The organism is Brumicola pallidula DSM 14239 = ACAM 615, assembly GCF_000428905.1.
GTDB classification, from domain to species: Bacteria; Pseudomonadota; Gammaproteobacteria; order Enterobacterales; family Alteromonadaceae; genus Glaciecola; species Glaciecola pallidula.
In genome coordinates, this window is sequence record NZ_KE386814.1 from 118,459 (window position 1) to 136,763 (window position 18,305).

The following is an 18,305-nucleotide window of genomic DNA, read 5'->3' on the forward strand; positions in this document are numbered from 1 at the left end:
GAATTCTAAAGCTATCGTCCACGTGATCAAAAAGTGTCTACTCTCGCTCCAAACTTTCTTGATTATCAGCCAACTGATCAAATTCAATAATAATTATATAAACACTTTGTGACTTGAAAATTTCTTTTAATACTAGTCGATTAACGACGCCTCTGTTGGCTATAAATGCGTTACTTAATGACTCAGGATTTTGGGCATAAAAAAAGCCACTTAAAGTGGCTTTCGTATTTTTACTAGCAGAATCCGCTAACTTTTACGTTTTGGCGGTGTATCAGACCATTCACGTATGTTTAAACGCTGACCCGCTACGCGTGTTTTTGCGAGCGTTTCTCTTGTTTCCGCGGGCATGCTTTTGGGTAAATCTACAGTCGTAAAGTTATCATAGATTTCAATAGCACCTATATTTTTACTGCTGATGTTTGCTTCGTTAGCAATCGCGCCAACAATGTTTCCTGGCTTCGCGCCATGGGTATGGCCTACTTCAATTCTGAAGCGTTGCATACCTTCATCTGGAGTGCTTGCGCCTCTTGCCGGACGCGGTTTTCTCTCATTGCGATCACTTTTACCGCGTTCAGTGCGTTCATTGCGACCCTGTCTTCTGCCGTTATCACGGTCTCCACTGTCGTTTCGTTCATTGAACGTTGGCTTGCTATGCAAATCGGGACGATCAGATTCTTTTAATAATAAAGGCTCATTACCTTGCGCGACTTTAGCAAGTGCAGCCATTATTAAATCTGGAGAAGCTTCGGTTTCTTCCATGATTGATTCAACGATGGGTATGTATGATTCAATTGATTCATCATTCATCGCTTCTATTATGCTTTGTTTGAACCGCTCCAAACGTGACTCATTCAATTGTGAAATTGAAGGAATTTCCATATTCTCTATACGCTGTTTTGTTGCTTTTTCAATTGCGAACAACAAACGTTTTTCACGATGAGAAATAAACAAGATTGCGTCACCAGTTCTTCCCGCTCGGCCTGTTCTGCCTATGCGGTGGACGTAGGACTCAGTATCATATGGAATATCGTAGTTAAGAACATGGCTGACGCGTTCTACGTCAAGACCACGAGCAACAACGTCAGTAGCAACCAAAATATCAATGTCGCCACGTTTCAGTTTCTCAACCGTTCTCTCGCGCGCATTCTGCGGAATATCGCCGTTAAGGGGTTCAACAACATACCCACGAGCCATTAATTTGTCTGCTAATTCGACCGTAGCTGTTTTAGTACGCACAAAAATAATCATGCCGTCGAATTTTTCAACTTCCATAATGCGTGTTAATGCTTCTAACTTATGATGGCCCGCAACTTGGCAATAACGCTGCTTGATCATACTCGCGGATGAAACCGTTGATTCGATTTTAATATGCTCTGGATTCTTCAAATAACGTTTTGTTATTTTTTTAATCACGTCAGGCATTGTTGCAGAGAATAACGCGGTCTGGCGTTCTGCAGGGGCGTGACTTAAAATCAATTCAACGTCATCAATGAAGCCCATTCTAAGCATTTCATCTGCTTCATCGAGCACTAAAAATTTAAGCTTGTCTAATTTCAGTGTTTTGCGCTTAATATGGTCTATGATTCGACCCGGAGTACCTACTACAACCTGAACGCCGCGCTTCAGCTGACGGATCTGATTATCGTAAGACTGACCACCGTATACGGGCAGCACTCTAATTTTCTTAGAAAAGCTGGCATAGACCTGAAACGCTTCAGCAACTTGAATAGCAAGTTCGCGAGTTGGCGCTAATACTAAAAGTTGTGTAAAGTTCTCGTCTGGGTCAATGTTTGCTAACATTGGCAGCGCAAATGCAGCCGTTTTTCCCGTACCTGTTTGAGCTTGGCCCAAAAGGTCGTGACCCGCGAGTAAAAGTGGAATACTCTTGGCTTGTATTGGAGATGGCTTTTCATAGCCTACTTTTTCTAACGCTTGTAATAAATACGTTGGAAGATTTAAATCTTTAAATGTAACATCGACAGTGTCGGTCATCGTGTATCCTGATAGACTGAAAGGGGGCATTGCTGAAGGGATGTGAGAGCCTTCTTAAAAAAAGAATTATATAAGAATTAATGGTTATTTACCACCATTACTCTTGACTAGTTTGTAACCACCTGAGTTAGTTAGTAATTAATTGGGATGTGAGCCGTTTTTGTATTTCAAAAACAAGTTAAAATACAAGGGAATAGGATAAAAAGTGGACAAAAGAATGAAAAAAAATAATCGTAATTGCCAGCAAAGTATTAACACAACCAATATATTTTTCTCTAATACGAAAGTAATTAAGAAAATATCAATTGCAGCACTTCTGCTGTCATCACTAATAGGTTTAGGCGGCTGCCAACAAAAAACCAGTGAGGAACACATCGCTGCCGCCAAAGAGTTTGTTGTAACTGGAGATCAACAAGCGGCTATAGTTGAGCTTAAAAATGCCATTCAGTTAGACCCTAAACAAGCAGAAGCGCGTTTTGAGCTGGGTAGTTTGTATTTAGAGCAAGGAAACTATCAAGCCGCTGAAAAAGAACTGAATCGAGCAATGGAGCTGGGTTATTCGGCCTCAAAAACGATTCCGTTGCTAGCAAGATCTTATCAACGCACAGGTGCGAATGCTGCGCTGGAAGGAATTGAGCATGATATGCCTGAACTCACCGTGGTAGAAAAGGCCGAAGTTGGTTACTACAAGGCGCAGTCTCTTATTGAACTTGGTAAACCAGACGAAGCGATAGTGTTAATTCAAGAATTAATGCAACTGGATACCAGTTCGGTGTACAAAGGATTAGCGGGTGTTCTTAATTTAGTGCTATCAGAAAAGAATCAAGAGGCGCTAGAAGCGGCGATTCAATTACAAAACCAAGCACCGCTTAATAAAGATGTATTAAATGTGACTGCTCGTCTCCATTTAATGAACCAACAACCAACCCAAGCGGCTGATGTTTATGCCCAATATGTGAAAGCAGCGCCAAACGACATCGAAACGCGATTTGCACTGGCAAATATGTTGGTTGAGCAAACTAGAACAGAAGAAGCTGAAGTGCATGTCGATACTTTATTGAAAATCAATGATCAAAATGCGTTATTGAATCAATTAAAAGGCGTTATTCGCGCTGCAGACAAAGACTTCGTTAATGCACAGAAATTTTCTGAAATTGCAATTACTAACGGTAATACCGATCCGATTGTTAGGTTGGTTGCTGGTTATAGTGCTTTTCAACAAGGCGACTTTGAAGCTGCCGTTTCGCATTTATCTATTATTGCAGGGGGTTTACCTGATAATCATGCAGGCTTGCGCATTCTAGCAGCCAGCCAACTGCAGACAGGAATGACAACAGAGGCCTCAGAAGTATTAAAGCGACTAGACAACTTAACTGCCGCTGATGCGACTCTATTTTCATCAACAGGTTACGAATTGCTGCAATCAGGTGAAGCAAAGAAAGCCAAAGCGTTACTTGAAAGAGTTGAAGGGATAAGTGAAACTGCCGACGATTTAACTCGCTTAGGTGTCCTGAAACTGAGTCTTAATAACATAGATGGTGTACTTGATTTGGAGAGTGCAGTTGCAAAATCACCAGAGTCAGTGACAGCAAAAACGACTTTGGCGACCGCCTATTTAGCAACAAATCAACTTGAAAAAGCACAAGCGTTGTCAACTGAATGGAAAAAAGAAGCAAGCAATGATCCTCAAGGTTTTTTGTTGGCCGGTGAAGTTGCGTTAAGAAAAAATGATTTAGTTAAGGCCGAAGCTGAGTTTTTAAGTGCATCTGCAGTTGCTCCAAATAACAACAAAGTGAAAATGGCATTAATAGGCCTAGATATTCGAAATGAAAAGTTAGATGCTGCTGTTGTTAAGCTCGAAAACCTGATTGATCTATCGCCAGATAACTTACCTGCATTGACTGCGTATTTTGCAATAAAGCAGCAGCAAGGAAACGCTAGTGAAGGAATGCAACCAACATTGGCGCAATTGCAGAAGACGCCCCAGAATGCTGACATCGTTGTTCTAGCCGCTAGAATGAAAGCCAGTGATTCTAGTTACGATGAAGCACTTGAATTGCTGAATTCTGTTGCAGCAGATAAAAATGCACCGAATACCTTTTGGCCAACGAAGGGCTTAGCATTGTTGCAGTCTGGAAATATAAAAGAAGCTCAATCTCATTACGAAACATGGATTGAATTGGCGCCAAACAATCGAGAAGCCGCGCTTGGGCAATTACTTTTGTTAGACAGCCAAAACAAATATAGCGATGGTTTAGCATTGACCAAACGCTACCTAGATGCCAGAGATGACATTCAGATCCAGGTTTTGCAAAGCTATTTTCAGGTAATGAGTGGCGACAGTGAAAGTGCTAGAGCTGTCATAGGTGGATTCACTCAAGAAGTACAGCAACTTCCTTTTGTCCGCGGTGTTATGGCTAGAATCAAACTTAGAGAGCAGAACCCTGCTGGTGCGATTGAAGACGCTGAAGTTGCCTTTAATGCGAACCAAAACTCAAAAAACCTACAGGTACTTGTTATGGCGTATGATCTGACGAAACAAAACGACAAGTCCTATGAGTTGTTAAAGAACTATTCCGCGAGCAAGCCCCAAGATTTAACGGCGCTAATGTTGTTAGCCGAAAAAGAGATGGATAAAGATAAAGGATCTGCAATTGCCAAATACAAAGATGCGTTAACGTTAAATGAAAATAACTTTGTCGTACTGAATAATCTGGCCTATTTGTTGATGGAGGAAGACAAACTCAGTGAAGCCTTCGCGTTTGCAAAACGTGCTTTTGATTTAAAGCCAAATCATGCAGCGACTGTCGATACATATGCGCAGATATTGGTTCGTCAAAATCAACCTAAAGAAGCGCTAGAGGCGTACAATAGAGTTATGAATGAAGATGTGAAGAATGAGGAAATATTCTTAAACTACATTGAAACTTTGTTAATGAACGATAGTAAGGTAATTGCAAAGCGCAGACTCGAATCTCGCACCTTTGTTCTGCCCCAGTCAAACATCAGGTTAGCGGAATTAAATACGCAATACGGCCTATAAAATAATTGTTTAGGCATTACATTCTGTAGTGCCTCGACCAACTACCTATTAAGTGGGTTGCACTTCTATGTTCGAATCCATTCGTATATCTCTGTTTAATTTAAAAGAAAAAAAGCTTTTTGAATTTTTTGTTATCACCGTCATTATTATTTCTGCGTTAGAAATTGGTGCAAAAACATATGATTTATCAGAGACTTCGTTATTGGTTACAAAGTACCTTGATGTATTTATTACTTTATTTTTCTTGTTTGAAATAACCATTAGATTTTTGTCAGAAGAAAGTAAGAAGGACTTTTTTAAATCTGGCTGGAACATATTTGACACTTTGGTGGTTGTCATCAGTTTAATTCCAATCGATGAATCTGAAATGGCTTTACTTGCTCGATTAATTCGGATTTTTCGCGTATTACGTATGATTTCGATTATCCCAGAGCTGAGAATACTCATTAACTCGTTGCTACAAGCTTTACCTCGTTTGGGCTATGTTGTCTTGTTAATGTTTATTATTTTCTACATTTACGCTGCTGTCGGGAGTTATCTGTTCCAAGATATTAATCCTGTTTTATGGGGGGATATTGCAATTTCAATGCTGACCTTGTTCAGAGTCATGACCTTTGAAGATTGGACTGATATTCAGTACGAAACGATGGAAATATATCCAATGAGTTGGATATTCTACATGACCTTTATATTCTTCACTGCGTTTGCCTTCTTGAACATGGTGATCGGCATTGTGGTTGGAGTGATGGATGAGGAAATGCATAAGGAGCGCTTGAAGTCAGAACCTTCGATGAATGAACTACAAGACCAGATTAAAGACATAAGAGGTCAGATTCAGATATTGATTGATCGAGAAAATAAGTCGTAGGTGCAGTTATCGCGTAATAGACAAGGTTTATTTTAAGCAACAACACGGGATAATTATGCCGGAGTAGTGTTGGGCTTTTGCAAAACTCTATAAGTTGAAAAATCAAAAAAAGCGGGAGTCTTACGTTTGACTACCGCTTTTTTTTGGTACTAATTTGTATTGCTACTTAATTAGATACAGCTTGTTATGCTGGTTTCATTACTCGGTTTATGGCCAACAAATCATCTTCGGTGAGCGTTCCTGCTGCTCGTTTAAGGTTGATAATTGCTGTGATGAAATTGTACCGAGCGTCTGCTAAGTTGCGTCTCGCATCAAATAAGTTTCTGGTGCTGTTCAGTACATCAACGATTGTTCTTGTGCCAACGTCAAAACCAGCTTCAGTAGCTTTCAACGCACTGTCAGCAGAAACCACAGATTGTTCTAGGGCGCTAATGGTAGCGACGGCTGCCTTTACGTCATTGAAAGAGCTTCTTACGGAACGCACGGTTTGACGATAAACGAGTTCAAGGTTTTCACTAGCGATTACATAGCGACTGCGAGCTTGGTCAGTACTTGTGCTAACGCGGCCACCTTGGTAGATCGGAATATTTAAACTTAAACCTAATGATTGATTATTTAGGGTCGGAAACTCGTTAGATCCTGCGCCTTGAATTTCCGTGGTTCGGTCAACTCTGCTCAGGGAAGCTGATAGTCCTAATGTCGGGTAATGGCCCGCCTTAGCCGATGCGATATCTTCCATTGCGATATCTTTTGCGAAACGCTGTATCAGTAGATCATAATTAGAGTCTTCAGCCAGTTTTAACCAATCATCAACTTTCGCTGGCGCTGGTTCAGTCGCTGAGAATAATTTTGTGTCTAGTACCGAAATGTCCTTATGATATTTACCGGTAATTTCTCGCAACTCTTCTAAACGCAATTCTAATTGGTTTTCAGCTCGGATTTGACGTGCTACCGTATTATCAAAGTTAGCTTGCGCTTCATGGACGTCGGTAATTGCTGTTAGACCTACCTCAAATCGCTGCTTAGTCTGTTCTAATTGGCGTTCGATTGCACGTAATTCAGCTTTGACAAATTCGACGCTGTCTTGCTCTCTCAACACAGCAAGGTAAGCATCTGTGACGCGAACTATAAGTAGTTGTAAAGCTGACGCTAAATTTGCATCACCTTGTTGTGCTACTTTTTCTGCTCTGTCCATACCTACCCAGTTGGCGTAATCATAGATAGACATGCGTAAGTCTATACCCATGGTCAAGGTATCAGATTCAGAATCGATGGTCCCGAATCCGCTTGGAGTGGCGAAAACTTGATCACCAGAATTAAGCGAATAAGAAACTGAGCCCGAAAGTTGTGGCAATAAGTTAGCTCTACTTAGCGCAATTCCGCTGAACGCGAGTTCTTTATTAGCCTTTGCTCGATTAATAACTGGATCATTTTGTAGTGCAAGTTGATAAACTTCAGATAAGTCGTCTGCTAATACTGGTGTGGTGAGACTAAAACCGATAAATAGTGAAAGTAGGGTTTTCTTCATAAAATGACCTTAAAAATAGTATTTTTTTACATTGAGCTTTTCATTTGTGTTGAGTGTAAGACATTCGTGTCTGTAAACATAACGAATGGTTGTTACATATTCCCACTAAGTGTAACAGAATGTGATTTTTATGCTGAAATTCAGATACGCATCGTTTAGTTTAGTTAAAAAATATCAAAGAGGATCATCATGAAACAAGCACAGTACACTAATGACGATGTAAAAATACTGACCGAGGAGACCGTTTTTAAAGGTTTTTTTGAAATGAAACGAGTTCAAGTTCGACATAAATTATTTAATGGTGGTTGGAGCCGTGTTTTATCTCGTGAAATGTTTGAACGAGGACATGCGGTCGCCGTTTTGCCTTATGATCCAAATACGCAGGAGTTTGTATTAATCGAACAATTCCGCTTCGGTGCTATGGCAACGTGTGATTCACCGTGGTTGTATGAAGTGATTGCGGGGATGATTGAACCTAATGAAGAGATTGCTGACGTTTGTCATCGCGAATCTTTTGAAGAGGCGGGTATCTTGCTCACAGGCTTACAAAAAGTGCTTTCGTATTTATCCAGCCCTGGTGGAACCACAGAACGTCTGCACATTTACATGGCGAAAACCGATACAACCTTAGCCAAGGGCGTGCATGGTTTAGAGTCTGAATCAGAAGATATTATGGTGCATAGGGTAAAAGAATCAGATGCAAGAGAATGGTTGGACAATGGAAAGATTGACAATGCAGCCGCGATCATCGCCCTGCAATGGTTTTTCTTAAATAAGCAAAAGTTACTAAAAAGTTGGCAGTAGGACACACCTGTTTGTTACGCTAATGGACGGCTTGGAGTTAGATCAGCATAAAACTTCATTTATTTACAACATCTACCAAAGCATTATTATGCATAAGATTAAGGAGTGACAATTGAGAAAGAAGTATGTTCCGCATTTACCCAGTATTCTTGCAACTTGTGAGAACAACTATGCGTGCGCTCTAAAACTTCTTCCTGACTGCGATTCGGAGAATCTTAGTTATGAATTTATGATTAACGATCAGTTAAAATATAAAATAAAAATTTTAGATTCTGCAAGATACACAAGTACGATAATGATGTCGCAGATGGCAAATAACACCCCCAGCTTTTTAAGACCATCTATGGAAATTAGGCTTTATCACGACGCGAAGGTTGCAGAAGTATTAAGTTGTCAGAAAGTATCTAAGTTACAGCCGACCTATGAATATCCTAACTTAAATATGCATTTGCGAAATGAAAAGCAAATGGTGAATGTGTTTTTGGCAGAGTGGCTACACTTTTGCCTAGAGCAGCGGAAAATGCAAATTATAATAAGTTAGAAACACGATGGGAATTGAATGGACCACATTATTTACCTACACGGATTTCTCAGCTCACCGAAATCCGAAAAAGCACAGTTAGTGTCGAAATATGTCACTCATAACCATCCAAATATAAAACTACACATACCGAGGTTACCTGGCTGTCCTGCAAAAGCGGTGGAGATTATTGAGCGCCTTATCTGTACTATTTTTAACAATGAAAGCTTGAACCAAGACACACCTATTAATGAACTTCGATTTATTGGAAGTTCAATGGGGGGTTTCTTATCTACGTATTGTGTTGAAACTTATGGCGGTAAAGCAGTACTGGTTAATCCCGCAGTTGAGCCATTCAATCTGCTGACAGAGTATTTCGGTGAACACCTTAATCCCCATACTGGAGAAGTGTTTAGCATCGACCAAAATAGCGTTAGTCAGTTACTGCAATTGCACAAAGTAATAAAGAAAAATACTCCTAACTATCTGGTTTATTTGCAGAAAGAAGACGAAACATTGGATTATCGTTTAGCAGAAATAAAATATGGCACTGACTGCTGTATTATTGAAGCGGGAGGTAATCATTCATTTGTTGGCTTAGAAAACCATCTGAGCGAGATTATTGGATTCTTATCGCAGTGATAGGAATATGTTTTATAGATATGATGTGGGTTTTTAGTTCGGATGTTGGCTTTTAGACTCAAAATAGGTGTGTCTTTATTGGCTGTTCTTAGTGCTAATGAAATTAGCTAAAACCTTCATTGCTCAAGAGCTTCAGCCTTGCTAATATCGTGGTTAATAAATTAAATAAAAACTTAAGCAAGAAACTATGTCAACACAATATAATTCTGATGCTATTGAAGTCTTAAATGGCTTGGATCCGGTTAAGCGCAGACCTGGAATGTATACTGATACAACCCGTCCGAATCATTTAAGCCAAGAAGTTATCGATAACAGTGTTGATGAAGCGCTCGCAGGTCATGCGTCCTCTATAAAAGTAATATTGCACGAAGACCAGTCATTAGAAGTTACTGATGATGGTCGAGGCATGCCTGTAGATATCCACCCTGAAGAAAAAATTTCAGGTGTTGAATTAATCATGACCAAATTACATTCTGGCGCGAAATTTTCTAACAAAAATTACGAATATTCAGGTGGTCTGCATGGTGTAGGTATATCTATTGTAAACGCATTATCTACGCGAGTGCTGGTCACTGTTCGTCGCGACGGTAACGTTTATCAAATGACATTTGAAAACGGTGATAAAGTCGAAGAACTTTCAATTGTTGACACTTGCGGTAAACGTAACACGGGCACTAGTGTTCACTTTTGGCCTGACCCAAAGTATTTTGATTCCTCAAAGTTTTCTGTTACTAAATTGCTTCACGTCCTGCGCGCTAAGGCTGTGTTATGCCCAGGCCTAAAAATTCGTTTTGACGATAAGATCTCCAAAGAGACTACAGAATGGTACTACGAAGACGGGTTAAGAGATTATCTCTACCAGTCGGTAAAAAATTACATTACATTACCAAATGATAGCCCTTTTATAGGGCAATTCACAGGCAATGGCGAGGCTGCAGATTGGGCCGTAATGTGGCTGCCTGAGGGTGGCGAAATGGTGACAGAGAGTTACGTGAATCTTATTCCGACAGCTCAAGGCGGAACTCATGTAAATGGCCTTCGGCAAGGGCTTTTAGATTCAATGCGTGAATTTTGTGAGTTTCGTAATTTACTGCCAAGAGGCGTGAAAATTACTGCTGACGATATTTGGGAGCGCTGTAGCTATATTCTTTCAACAAAAATGCATGATCCACAATTTGCGGGGCAAACGAAAGAGCGACTTTCTTCTCGTCAAGCTTCTGCTTTTGTTTCTGGCGTTGTAAAAGATTCATTTAGTTTGTGGCTAAATCAACATACAGATGTTGCTGAGCTACTTGCTGATATGTGTATAAATAATGCGCAGAAACGTTTACGTCAAAGTAAAAAAGTTGCGCGGAAAAAAGTCACTCAAGGTCCAGCCTTGCCCGGTAAATTAACCGACTGTTCATCTCAAGATATTAATTATTCAGAGCTATTCCTGGTTGAAGGTGATTCTGCAGGTGGTTCCGCCAAACAAGCTCGAGACAGAGAATTCCAAGCTATAATGCCCTTGAGAGGTAAAATACTAAACAGTTGGGAAGTCGACTCATCTCAAGTTTTGGCTTCACAAGAGATACACGACATATCCGTTGCATTAGGAATTGACCCTGATTCTGATGATTTATCAGGTTTACGTTACGGTAAAATTTGCATTCTTGCTGATGCTGACTCTGATGGGTTGCATATTGCAACATTACTATGCGCACTATTCGTAAGGCACTTCAGAACCTTAGTTGATCAGGGGCATGTGTATGTTGCTATGCCACCATTGTTTAGAATCGATGTTGGTAAGGAAGTTTATTACGCGCTAGATGAAAGTGAAAGGCAAGGGATTTTGGATAGAATTCAAGCAGAAAAGAAGCGAGGAAAAGTCAATGTGCAAAGATTCAAAGGGCTAGGTGAAATGAATCCTTTGCAACTTAGAGAAACTACTATGGATCCAAATACACGCAGACTGGTGCAATTGACTAGCCATGATTCGGAGGGAATGCTCGAGTTGATGGACATGCTTCTATCTAAAAAACGTTCTCCTGATCGCAAAGCATGGTTGGAAACAAAAGGTAATTTGGCAGTAGTGGATTAGTACTGTTGCTCTAAAAAAATTGGACTAGTAATGAAACGATTCATCAAGGTTGCAGCACTTGCTCTAATTAGCTTATTTTGCCTTTCTGTGATTTTGTTAATCGATTTATCACCAATTGTTGCAAAAAATGCATATCAACAAGTTAAAAATGCTGAGAACGTATCAGAATTAATTATGCAGCTGCGCTCAAGCCTTCGGAATAGATATCAACCGCAACAAATTGATATCTCATATTCACAAGCCGAGAGTTTGTTAGGTTTTACTCAGCGTGCTCTACCGAACGTAAATAGTGATATTAAATTATCTGAAGACCAGGCTGAAATCCTGATTTCATACCAACTCCCTGCTTACCTTTTATCTTCATATGTTAATGTCTCGATAAAAGTTAAAGAAGCCAGTTATCTGGATGTTAAAAGTGTTTCCATCGGCGTAATTACTTTGCCGGGAAATTGGGTACTAGGTTGGGTCGAATCATTAGCGAATTCTTACACAAATAGTGAAGTTGCGACTAAAGCAATTCAGCAAGTAGCAAAAACAGATATATCACCCCATCAAGTCATTATTAGTCTGAATCCGTTGGACCCATTGCTTCGAGAATTAAAGAATATTAAGACTTCAGGTGATGGCAATGAACGACAACTGTTGATAATAAAAACTGCACACTACCTAAGACTTTTAGATAGTCTCCCTTTACCTAATAACTTAGCAATGCAGAACAAAGACACATCTCTTAGTTATTATTTGCACAAGATTATGCTCGAAGCGAAAACAATGAGTTCCCAAGATCCATTAGGAAATTCAAATTCAGCTACCTTAGAAAATGAAGCGGCTATAATGGCTTTGGCAATTTATGTTGGACACAGAAGGTTTTCAACACTTTTTGGTGATCTTTCATTTGCAGTCGATCCAATTCCTACAGTCCGAAAAAAGCCAGTTTTAGCAAATCGACAGGATTTGAGCTTACACTTTATATTCTCGGCTGCGATTAAACTATTATCGGAGCAGGGTATCAGTATTGCTGTCGGTGAGTTTAAAGAGCTCATGGATAGAGGTAATGGAGGGTCTGGCTATAGCTTTATTGATTTAACAGCAGATATTGCGGGCGCTAATTTTGCTACTTTGGCTGTTGACCCCAGAACAGCTGAGCAAATTCAAAATATTATGTCCTTGGAAGCAAATGAATCCTTTTTCTTTCCAAGTATTGATGGTTTTGATGAGGGGATGAACAAATCACAATTTCGACAAAAGTATTCCGATATAGAAAGTAAAGAATATCTAAAGGTATTAAAAGAGATTGAAAGACGAGTGAGCAGATTACCCGTAAGTAGAATATCAAATTGATAGAAATTTATTGAAACAAGCGTAACGCTGTCGATATTCCTTTTAGTTTCTTTTGCCGGAGCTTTTTTCTGTATTCTTCCATAGATATTACGGAACCGACAACGTAACTAAATTCTTCTTCGATATGCGAAGTCAGTGTTAGCCAGTTATCCTCATCAATTCCAAACTGTTCCAATAGACTAGATTTAATCTTTTCATTTTGTGTATTTACTAGTCGAATGTTCTTCAATTTTGTTGCCGTTTGACGCAGCAGATGTGTATAACAAGTTAAGTCAATATTGATGAAGGTCGGGTTACTTTCGAGCTGAGTTTTTAGGCATTTGAGTTCAGTAGGTTGTTTACCGATTTTCATACAAGCTAATCGTCTTTTTATACTGGTATAATGTGAGTCTTCTAAGCTACTGGCTATTCCTGCTCTTATTGGATTTAAATCGACGTAGATCATACACGAGAGGATCGCACGCTCGTCCAACAACGCTTGAGACTTGAAACGTGACTCCCAAAAACGGCCAGAACACTGCTCTTCTCTATTCGCCCGCAACGCAATGTACTGATTCAATGCTTTCATGAAATAACTAATGCTAGTGAGTCTTTCTCTATAAATATTAGTAATTTTGTGGATGCTAGATAATTGTATCGGTGTCAGTTTCTTTCTTTGTTGTGGGTCGATATACATAGCTGTAATTGTTTTATTCGGGTGCACTGCATGCCAACGTTGCATAACCTCTATGTTGCTCCATTTTTTCGCACGCTCGGTGTCTACATGTAAGACTAAATGGTTGTGATTATGCATAATAGCGTATGCACAAACATCAATCGAAAATGCTGACGAAAGCTTGGTTAAACGCTTTTCAAACCAATTCCTGCGATGCTCAAAACTCTTTCCGGTGAACTTGTCATAGCCACATAAAAACGCCCGGCGAACACAGCGGCTTATGCAATGATAGTATGAGGTTTGTGACAATATTATTTGTTTGCTGCGAGCAATTGGCATTTTATTTCCCTATATTTATCGTTCTTATAGGGTATTGGACTAAGTCAAAATTAGTAGCTGCCTTGAAGTACAGTTTTCGCGTTTCTATGTGAATAAATAAATTCAAACAAAGACACACCTATCAATTCGCAGTGTGGTAAAACAAAGACACACCTATCAACCCGCCGTTTGGTAAGTAACCAATTTAAAGTTTGCTAGGATGTATAATAAAAAGAAACAGGTGTGTCTTTTTAGGCTACTTTTAGATTATACAAGGAAAACCTAGAGCGTTACTTTGAATTTTGCGAGTGTTAAAAGCATCAATTCCATTTTTTTTACTATCGTAGTAACTTCACTTTCAATATTGACATCGTCGCTTTGAAGCATCGTGACATCTCTTGCAAGTTCGTCTACATAAGGTCCAAAACGCTTACTTTTTGTAGTAAAACCATTGTCTTCAGTGAATATTACTGAGAACTTGGCTTTACCCGATTGTTGAAGTTTCTCGAGGGCAGAATCTGCATCAATTGCCTTCCTATATATTATTTGCATGTTTTCAGTTATTTTTACTAGAACCTGCTGCACGAAAATCTCCTAAAATTATCCTTAAGAAAATGGCTCAACTGCCGATATGCTGTTGAAGTGCGCAATTCTGCACACTTTTTTACGTAGCTACAAGCAATAAAAGGAAAAGGTATGGATATTTCAGGTACAAGTGCCTCAAGTGTATCCGGTGCGTTGGAGATTAAATCTGCTAAGTTGGCCAAAAGCCTTCAAGAGCAGGAAGGTCAAGCAGCGCTTCAGTTGATTGAATCAGCTGACGTACCCACATCATCATCTAACCCTGGATTAGGCTCTGTTATTAACACTTATGCCTAAGTTAGCGCTTGATGAAGGTTGTAAATTCAAGTCTATCGGCGTTTTGCTGGGTTGTCCTCCAATCTCAGTTACGAGCTTGGGGACAAGATATCCTGGCAAACGCTTTATTACTTCTTTAATTAATCCCTTAGCAAGTTTAACGTCAACATCAAAATGAGCGGCCCCTTTTACTTTGTCCAATAAATGTAAATAGTATGGCATTACGCCAATTTCAAAAAGAGCTTCACTCAAAGCAACTTGTTCATCTACTGTATCGTTGACATCTTTTAAAAGGACCGCTTGATTGAGAAGTGTAACGCCAGATGCACGCATTTTTGAGCAGGCTCTGGCTAACTCAGGGCTTACTTCATTAGCATGATTCGTATGTAAGACTAATACTTTCTGAAAGCGGCAACTTGCAAACCAATCAATGAATTCATCATTCACTCGAGAAGGGACAACGACAGGCAGTCTTGTGTGGATCCGAAGCCTTATTAGATGCGGTATTTCTTCTAATTGAGTAACCAACCATTTTAGGTGACTGTCTTTAGCCATTAATGGATCGCCGCCAGAGAAAATCACCTCATTGATTTTGGTGTTTTCCTTGATGTAATTAATAGCCTCCTGCAATTCGCGTTTATTGACAGAGTTTTCTTCATAGGGGAATTCTCTCCTAAAACAATATCGACAATTTACAGCGCATCCACTTTTGACTATCAGTAAAACCCTATTTTCGTATTTGTGTAGAAGGCCTTTTATTTTGTTTGCGTGCTCTTGAAGCGGGTCTTTAACATAACCAGGTGTGTCCTTATATTCAATGTTTTGTGGGAGAACCTGAAGCAATAAAGGATCGTTTATATCATTTTTTTTCATTAAACTAGCAAAATGTCGCGGTACTTTCATGGCAAATAGCTTTCTTGCCGCGCTATTGTTTATCGCAATTTCAGGGTCCAAATCTAAAAAATCTAGCAACGACTCAAGGGTCGTAAAACAATTTGCTAATTCTTTTTGCCAGTTTGACTCTACAGCAATGCTATTTTTAGGTATTATTCGTTTCACAAATATGCTCACAACGTAAATTTTAGAGGAACTATGGCTCATTTCAGTACAAACGAGTTCAAAGCGGGCTTAAAGATAATGCTCGACGGCGAACCTTGCAACATTCTTGAGAATGAATATGTAAAACCAGGTAAAGGACAAGCCTTCAGCCGTGTAAAGCTTCGTAAACTTATTTCGAACAAAGTACTAGAGAAAACCTTTCGTTCTGGTGATTCAGTAGAGGGTGCGGATGTCATGGATACCGAACTTTCCTATCTATATACCGATGGTGAGTTTTGGCATTTTATGAACAATGAAACGTTTGAGCAAATTGCCGCCGACGAAAAAGCGTTAGGTGATAGTATCAAATGGTTGGTTGAAAATGATACTTGCACTATCACATTGTGGAACGGGACTCCTATTGTGGTAACTCCTCCGAACTTTGTTGAGTTAGCAATTACTGAAACTGACCCCGGTCTAAAAGGTGATACAGCTGGCACGGGCGGTAAACCTGCGACATTAGTAACTGGCGCTGTCGTTCGTGTTCCATTATTCGTTCAAAAAGGCGAAATAATTAGAGTTGACACACGAAGTGGTGAATATGCCTCACGTGCACAAAAATAAGATAGCGAAAGAGGTTGTGCTGCAAGCGTTAACCTCTTTCATTGTTTAATGACTATCTCAAATGAATGGCAACCCTCGGGATCAATCGAAAGTCTTGTCAAAAGAGCTAAAATACTTTCCGACATTAGACGATATTTCGCGACTGAAAAGGTGTTAGAAGTTGAAACACCCACAATTTCACCGTCGACTGTTACAGATGTTCACTTAGAAGCCATGAGAACGTTACATACAAATCCACTCTCGGTTAAAAAGACACACCTCTTTTTACAAACTTCGCCTGAATATTACATGAAACGTATGTTATGTGCAGGTTTTCCAAGCATTTATCAAATCACTAAATGTTATAGAGACGATGAGGTGGGTCGGTACCACAATCCTGAGTTTACGATGCTTGAGTGGTACCGGTTAAGCTTTTCAATGAATGAGTTGATACAAGAGGTTGATACGATTTTAAGACTCGTCTTGGACACACCTGTTTGCGATAAAGCGACTTATAGAGAGTTATTTTTCAAGTATCTAGGTTTAGATGTGAAAAGCGATACTGATTTGAAAGTTGTGTCGATTTGCAAGAAGTTTGGCTATGAAAATATAGTTCCACCGGGTTTTAAAGATACACTTTCTACGTTTGATAGAGATATGCTTTTACAACTATTGTTTTGTGAAAAGATTGAAACCCAAATTGGCAGAGAGCGACCTATTGCCGTAACCAATTTTCCAGCTAGTCAGGCGTCGTTGGCTAAAATTGATCCGTCTGATCCATGGTTATCCCTTCGGTTTGAGTTTTATTATCAAGGTATTGAGCTTGCGAATGGCTTTGAAGAACTTAACGATGCTGATGAACAAAATACGAGATTTATTTTGGATAATAAGAAAAGGAAAGAAAAGGGTTTGGAAATAAAGCCTCAAGATGTAAAGTTTTTGAATGCATTAGACGTTGGCTTGCCGATGTGTTCTGGAGTCGCACTCGGGATTGACCGCCTTTTAATGCTAGCGCTTGGTAAAAAGCATATCAGTGAAGTATTAAGTTTTGATTTTGCGGCCCTGTAGATAAATACTAGAAAGGAAAGTCAGTATTAATGGAAAGTGAAGGCAATATTGATGTTTGGTTTCAGCAACTAGCAAAAGCTAAAGAAAGTGCAAACAAAGACACACCTCACATAGTGGTCGGTTATGGTAGTCTCATGAGCAAACAAAGCCGAGACACGCATAGCAACATCAGGTCACTTCCGCTTCCTGTTATTGTCAATGGATGGGAGAGGGCTTGGGTCACGAAGTCTAGTGATGAAAAACAGACTTATGTTGGCGCCTATCAAAATAATGCAAGCTGTTTTAATGGTCATGCTTTCTATACTAATATCGATGAAAAGTTACTTCAGCGAGAGCAAGATTATAGATTTTCGAAACTCAAGCTGGATCAATTGGATTTTGGCTCAGTAATAAGTACTTCGATGTTAGAGGTACTATCTAATTGCACGGTGTACGTTTGCGAAACGCTTGAACGCAAAAAGCCAAGCAGAGAGTTCCCCGTAAATGCTAGCTATATCGATACGTGCTTAAAAGGTTGTTTGGATGTCGGTGGAGTTGAGGAGGTTAAACGATTTATTAGTACAACAAAGTATTGGCCTGATGTTTTCAAGATAGATGACCGATTAAAGCCAAAGTACCCTAGGGCGGCCGAAACATGTATGTCCGAGTGTGAAAAATTTGATGAGATACAAAACCAAAACACATAATAATGAAAATTCAGAAATTGTATTTTGTAAAATAAAATGAGTCAGATGCAGAGTTCACCGACAATCTAGTAAATGCCCGAAGATTGTTGCAATAAATTGGTGATATATAAGTAAATAATCAAGAAAATACAGGTTATTTTTTAGCTGAAAATATAAATGTTAATCCATACAATGGGCTCCGTGGAATCAAGCTTCGATTTATTTGAAGAACTCACAAAAAAAATCGTGAAGAAAGACACACCTATGCAGGTGTGTCTTGTT

At 39.5% G+C, this 18,305-nt stretch carries 16 protein-coding genes; 11 read left to right on the forward strand and 5 right to left on the reverse strand.

Going from position 1 to position 18,305, the window contains the following annotated elements:
* Window positions 1-246: 246 nt before the first annotated feature.
* A complete protein-coding gene (locus G399_RS0111415; RefSeq protein WP_006013674.1) occupies window positions 247-1,992 on the reverse strand; it encodes a DEAD/DEAH box helicase in 1,746 nt (581 codons plus the stop codon).
* A gap of 217 nt (window positions 1,993-2,209) precedes the next feature.
* Between G399_RS0111415 and prsT the strand changes: the two genes are divergently transcribed.
* Window positions 2,210-5,035 carry an XrtA/PEP-CTERM system TPR-repeat protein PrsT gene (gene prsT / locus G399_RS0111420; protein WP_148277454.1) on the forward strand — a complete coding sequence of 942 codons (2,826 nt, stop codon included), beginning with the start codon at window positions 2,210-2,212 and terminating at the stop codon, window positions 5,033-5,035.
* 67 nt (window positions 5,036-5,102) lie between these two features.
* On the forward strand, window positions 5,103-5,903 hold the full coding sequence (locus G399_RS0111425; RefSeq protein ID WP_006013678.1) for an ion transporter: 801 nt from the start codon (window positions 5,103-5,105) through the stop codon (window positions 5,901-5,903).
* 184 nt (window positions 5,904-6,087) lie between these two features.
* On the opposite strand, the gene tolC is transcribed toward G399_RS0111425, so the two are convergent.
* The gene (tolC, locus tag G399_RS0111430; RefSeq protein WP_006013680.1) at window positions 6,088-7,431 is read right to left on the reverse strand and encodes an outer membrane channel protein TolC; all 1,344 of its coding nucleotides are present in this window, start codon (window positions 7,429-7,431) and stop codon (window positions 6,088-6,090) included.
* Window positions 7,432-7,620: 189 nt separating this feature from the next.
* Here tolC and nudF point away from each other — a divergent pair, with 189 nt between their 5' ends.
* The 5 genes from nudF to G399_RS0111455 all read left to right on the forward strand — a co-directional run bounded on the left by nudF (window position 7,621) and on the right by G399_RS0111455 (window position 12,818).
* Window positions 7,621-8,235 carry an ADP-ribose diphosphatase gene (gene nudF, locus G399_RS0111435; protein ID WP_006013683.1) on the forward strand — a complete coding sequence of 205 codons (615 nt, stop codon included), beginning with the start codon at window positions 7,621-7,623 and terminating at the stop codon, window positions 8,233-8,235.
* Between the two features lie 112 nt (window positions 8,236-8,347).
* A complete protein-coding gene (locus G399_RS0111440) occupies window positions 8,348-8,776 on the forward strand; it encodes a DUF1249 domain-containing protein (RefSeq protein ID WP_026843672.1) in 429 nt (142 codons plus the stop codon).
* An 18-nt stretch (window positions 8,777-8,794) separates the two neighbouring features.
* Window positions 8,795-9,397 carry a YqiA/YcfP family alpha/beta fold hydrolase gene (locus G399_RS0111445; protein ID WP_006013685.1) on the forward strand — a complete coding sequence of 201 codons (603 nt, stop codon included), beginning with the start codon at window positions 8,795-8,797 and terminating at the stop codon, window positions 9,395-9,397.
* 187 nt (window positions 9,398-9,584) lie between these two features.
* Window positions 9,585-11,477 carry a DNA topoisomerase IV subunit B gene (parE, locus tag G399_RS0111450; protein WP_006013686.1) on the forward strand — a complete coding sequence of 631 codons (1,893 nt, stop codon included), beginning with the start codon at window positions 9,585-9,587 and terminating at the stop codon, window positions 11,475-11,477.
* Window positions 11,478-11,507: 30 nt separating this feature from the next.
* Window positions 11,508-12,818: a YfiM family lipoprotein gene (locus G399_RS0111455; RefSeq protein ID WP_006013687.1), complete on the forward strand. Its 1,311-nt coding sequence runs from the start codon at window positions 11,508-11,510 to the stop codon at window positions 12,816-12,818.
* Between the two features lie 7 nt (window positions 12,819-12,825).
* Here G399_RS0111455 and G399_RS0111460 read toward each other — a convergent pair whose 3' ends face one another.
* Together G399_RS0111460 and G399_RS0111465 are read right to left on the reverse strand one after the other, a co-directional pair.
* On the reverse strand, window positions 12,826-13,812 hold the full coding sequence (locus G399_RS0111460; RefSeq protein WP_006013689.1) for a transposase: 987 nt from the start codon (window positions 13,810-13,812) through the stop codon (window positions 12,826-12,828).
* A gap of 261 nt (window positions 13,813-14,073) precedes the next feature.
* The gene (locus G399_RS0111465; RefSeq protein ID WP_006013691.1) at window positions 14,074-14,376 is read right to left on the reverse strand and encodes a hypothetical protein; all 303 of its coding nucleotides are present in this window, start codon (window positions 14,374-14,376) and stop codon (window positions 14,074-14,076) included.
* Window positions 14,377-14,487: 111 nt separating this feature from the next.
* On the opposite strand from G399_RS0111465, the gene G399_RS0111470 reads away from it, so the two are divergent.
* Window positions 14,488-14,670, forward strand: a complete 183-nt coding sequence (locus tag G399_RS0111470; RefSeq protein WP_006013693.1) for a hypothetical protein — start codon at window positions 14,488-14,490, stop codon at window positions 14,668-14,670.
* Here the strand turns inward: G399_RS0111470 and epmB are convergent.
* Window positions 14,641-15,708: an EF-P beta-lysylation protein EpmB gene (gene epmB, locus G399_RS0111475; protein ID WP_006013695.1), complete on the reverse strand. Its 1,068-nt coding sequence runs from the start codon at window positions 15,706-15,708 to the stop codon at window positions 14,641-14,643. The two genes, G399_RS0111470 and epmB, sit on opposite strands and share 30 nt — an antisense overlap.
* A 33-nt stretch (window positions 15,709-15,741) precedes the next feature.
* Between epmB and efp the strand changes: the two genes are divergently transcribed.
* The 3 genes from efp to G399_RS0111490 are packed head-to-tail and all read left to right on the forward strand — an operon-like array spanning window position 15,742 to window position 18,044.
* Entirely contained in the window at window positions 15,742-16,311 is a 570-nt protein-coding gene (efp, locus tag G399_RS0111480; protein WP_006013697.1) for an elongation factor P, read from the forward strand.
* 48 nt (window positions 16,312-16,359) lie between these two features.
* Window positions 16,360-17,358 carry an elongation factor P--(R)-beta-lysine ligase gene (gene epmA, locus G399_RS0111485; RefSeq protein ID WP_026843673.1) on the forward strand — a complete coding sequence of 333 codons (999 nt, stop codon included), beginning with the start codon at window positions 16,360-16,362 and terminating at the stop codon, window positions 17,356-17,358.
* Window positions 17,359-17,387: 29 nt separating this feature from the next.
* Window positions 17,388-18,044: a hypothetical protein gene (locus tag G399_RS0111490; RefSeq protein WP_006013701.1), complete on the forward strand. Its 657-nt coding sequence runs from the start codon at window positions 17,388-17,390 to the stop codon at window positions 18,042-18,044.
* The last annotated feature ends 261 nt before the right edge of the window (window positions 18,045-18,305 follow it).

What these genes read in the sequence shown, in the direction of transcription:
- G399_RS0111415 (WP_006013674.1), bottom strand. Translation starts at nt 1,992, where the DNA reads ATGACCGACACTGTCGATGTTACATTTAAAGATTTAAATCTTCCAACG.
- prsT (WP_148277454.1), top strand. Translation starts at nt 2,210, where the DNA reads ATGAAAAAAAATAATCGTAATTGCCAGCAAAGTATTAACACAACCAAT.
- G399_RS0111425 (WP_006013678.1), top strand. Translation starts at nt 5,103, where the DNA reads ATGTTCGAATCCATTCGTATATCTCTGTTTAATTTAAAAGAAAAAAAG.
- tolC (WP_006013680.1), bottom strand. Translation starts at nt 7,431, where the DNA reads ATGAAGAAAACCCTACTTTCACTATTTATCGGTTTTAGTCTCACCACA.
- nudF (WP_006013683.1), top strand. Translation starts at nt 7,621, where the DNA reads ATGAAACAAGCACAGTACACTAATGACGATGTAAAAATACTGACCGAG.
- G399_RS0111445 (WP_006013685.1), top strand. Translation starts at nt 8,795, where the DNA reads ATGGACCACATTATTTACCTACACGGATTTCTCAGCTCACCGAAATCC.
- parE (WP_006013686.1), top strand. Translation starts at nt 9,585, where the DNA reads ATGTCAACACAATATAATTCTGATGCTATTGAAGTCTTAAATGGCTTG.
- G399_RS0111455 (WP_006013687.1), top strand. Translation starts at nt 11,508, where the DNA reads ATGAAACGATTCATCAAGGTTGCAGCACTTGCTCTAATTAGCTTATTT.
- G399_RS0111460 (WP_006013689.1), bottom strand. Translation starts at nt 13,812, where the DNA reads ATGCCAATTGCTCGCAGCAAACAAATAATATTGTCACAAACCTCATAC.
- G399_RS0111470 (WP_006013693.1), top strand. Translation starts at nt 14,488, where the DNA reads ATGGATATTTCAGGTACAAGTGCCTCAAGTGTATCCGGTGCGTTGGAG.
- efp (WP_006013697.1), top strand. Translation starts at nt 15,742, where the DNA reads ATGGCTCATTTCAGTACAAACGAGTTCAAAGCGGGCTTAAAGATAATG.
- epmA (WP_026843673.1), top strand. Translation starts at nt 16,360, where the DNA reads ATGACTATCTCAAATGAATGGCAACCCTCGGGATCAATCGAAAGTCTT.
- G399_RS0111490 (WP_006013701.1), top strand. Translation starts at nt 17,388, where the DNA reads ATGGAAAGTGAAGGCAATATTGATGTTTGGTTTCAGCAACTAGCAAAA.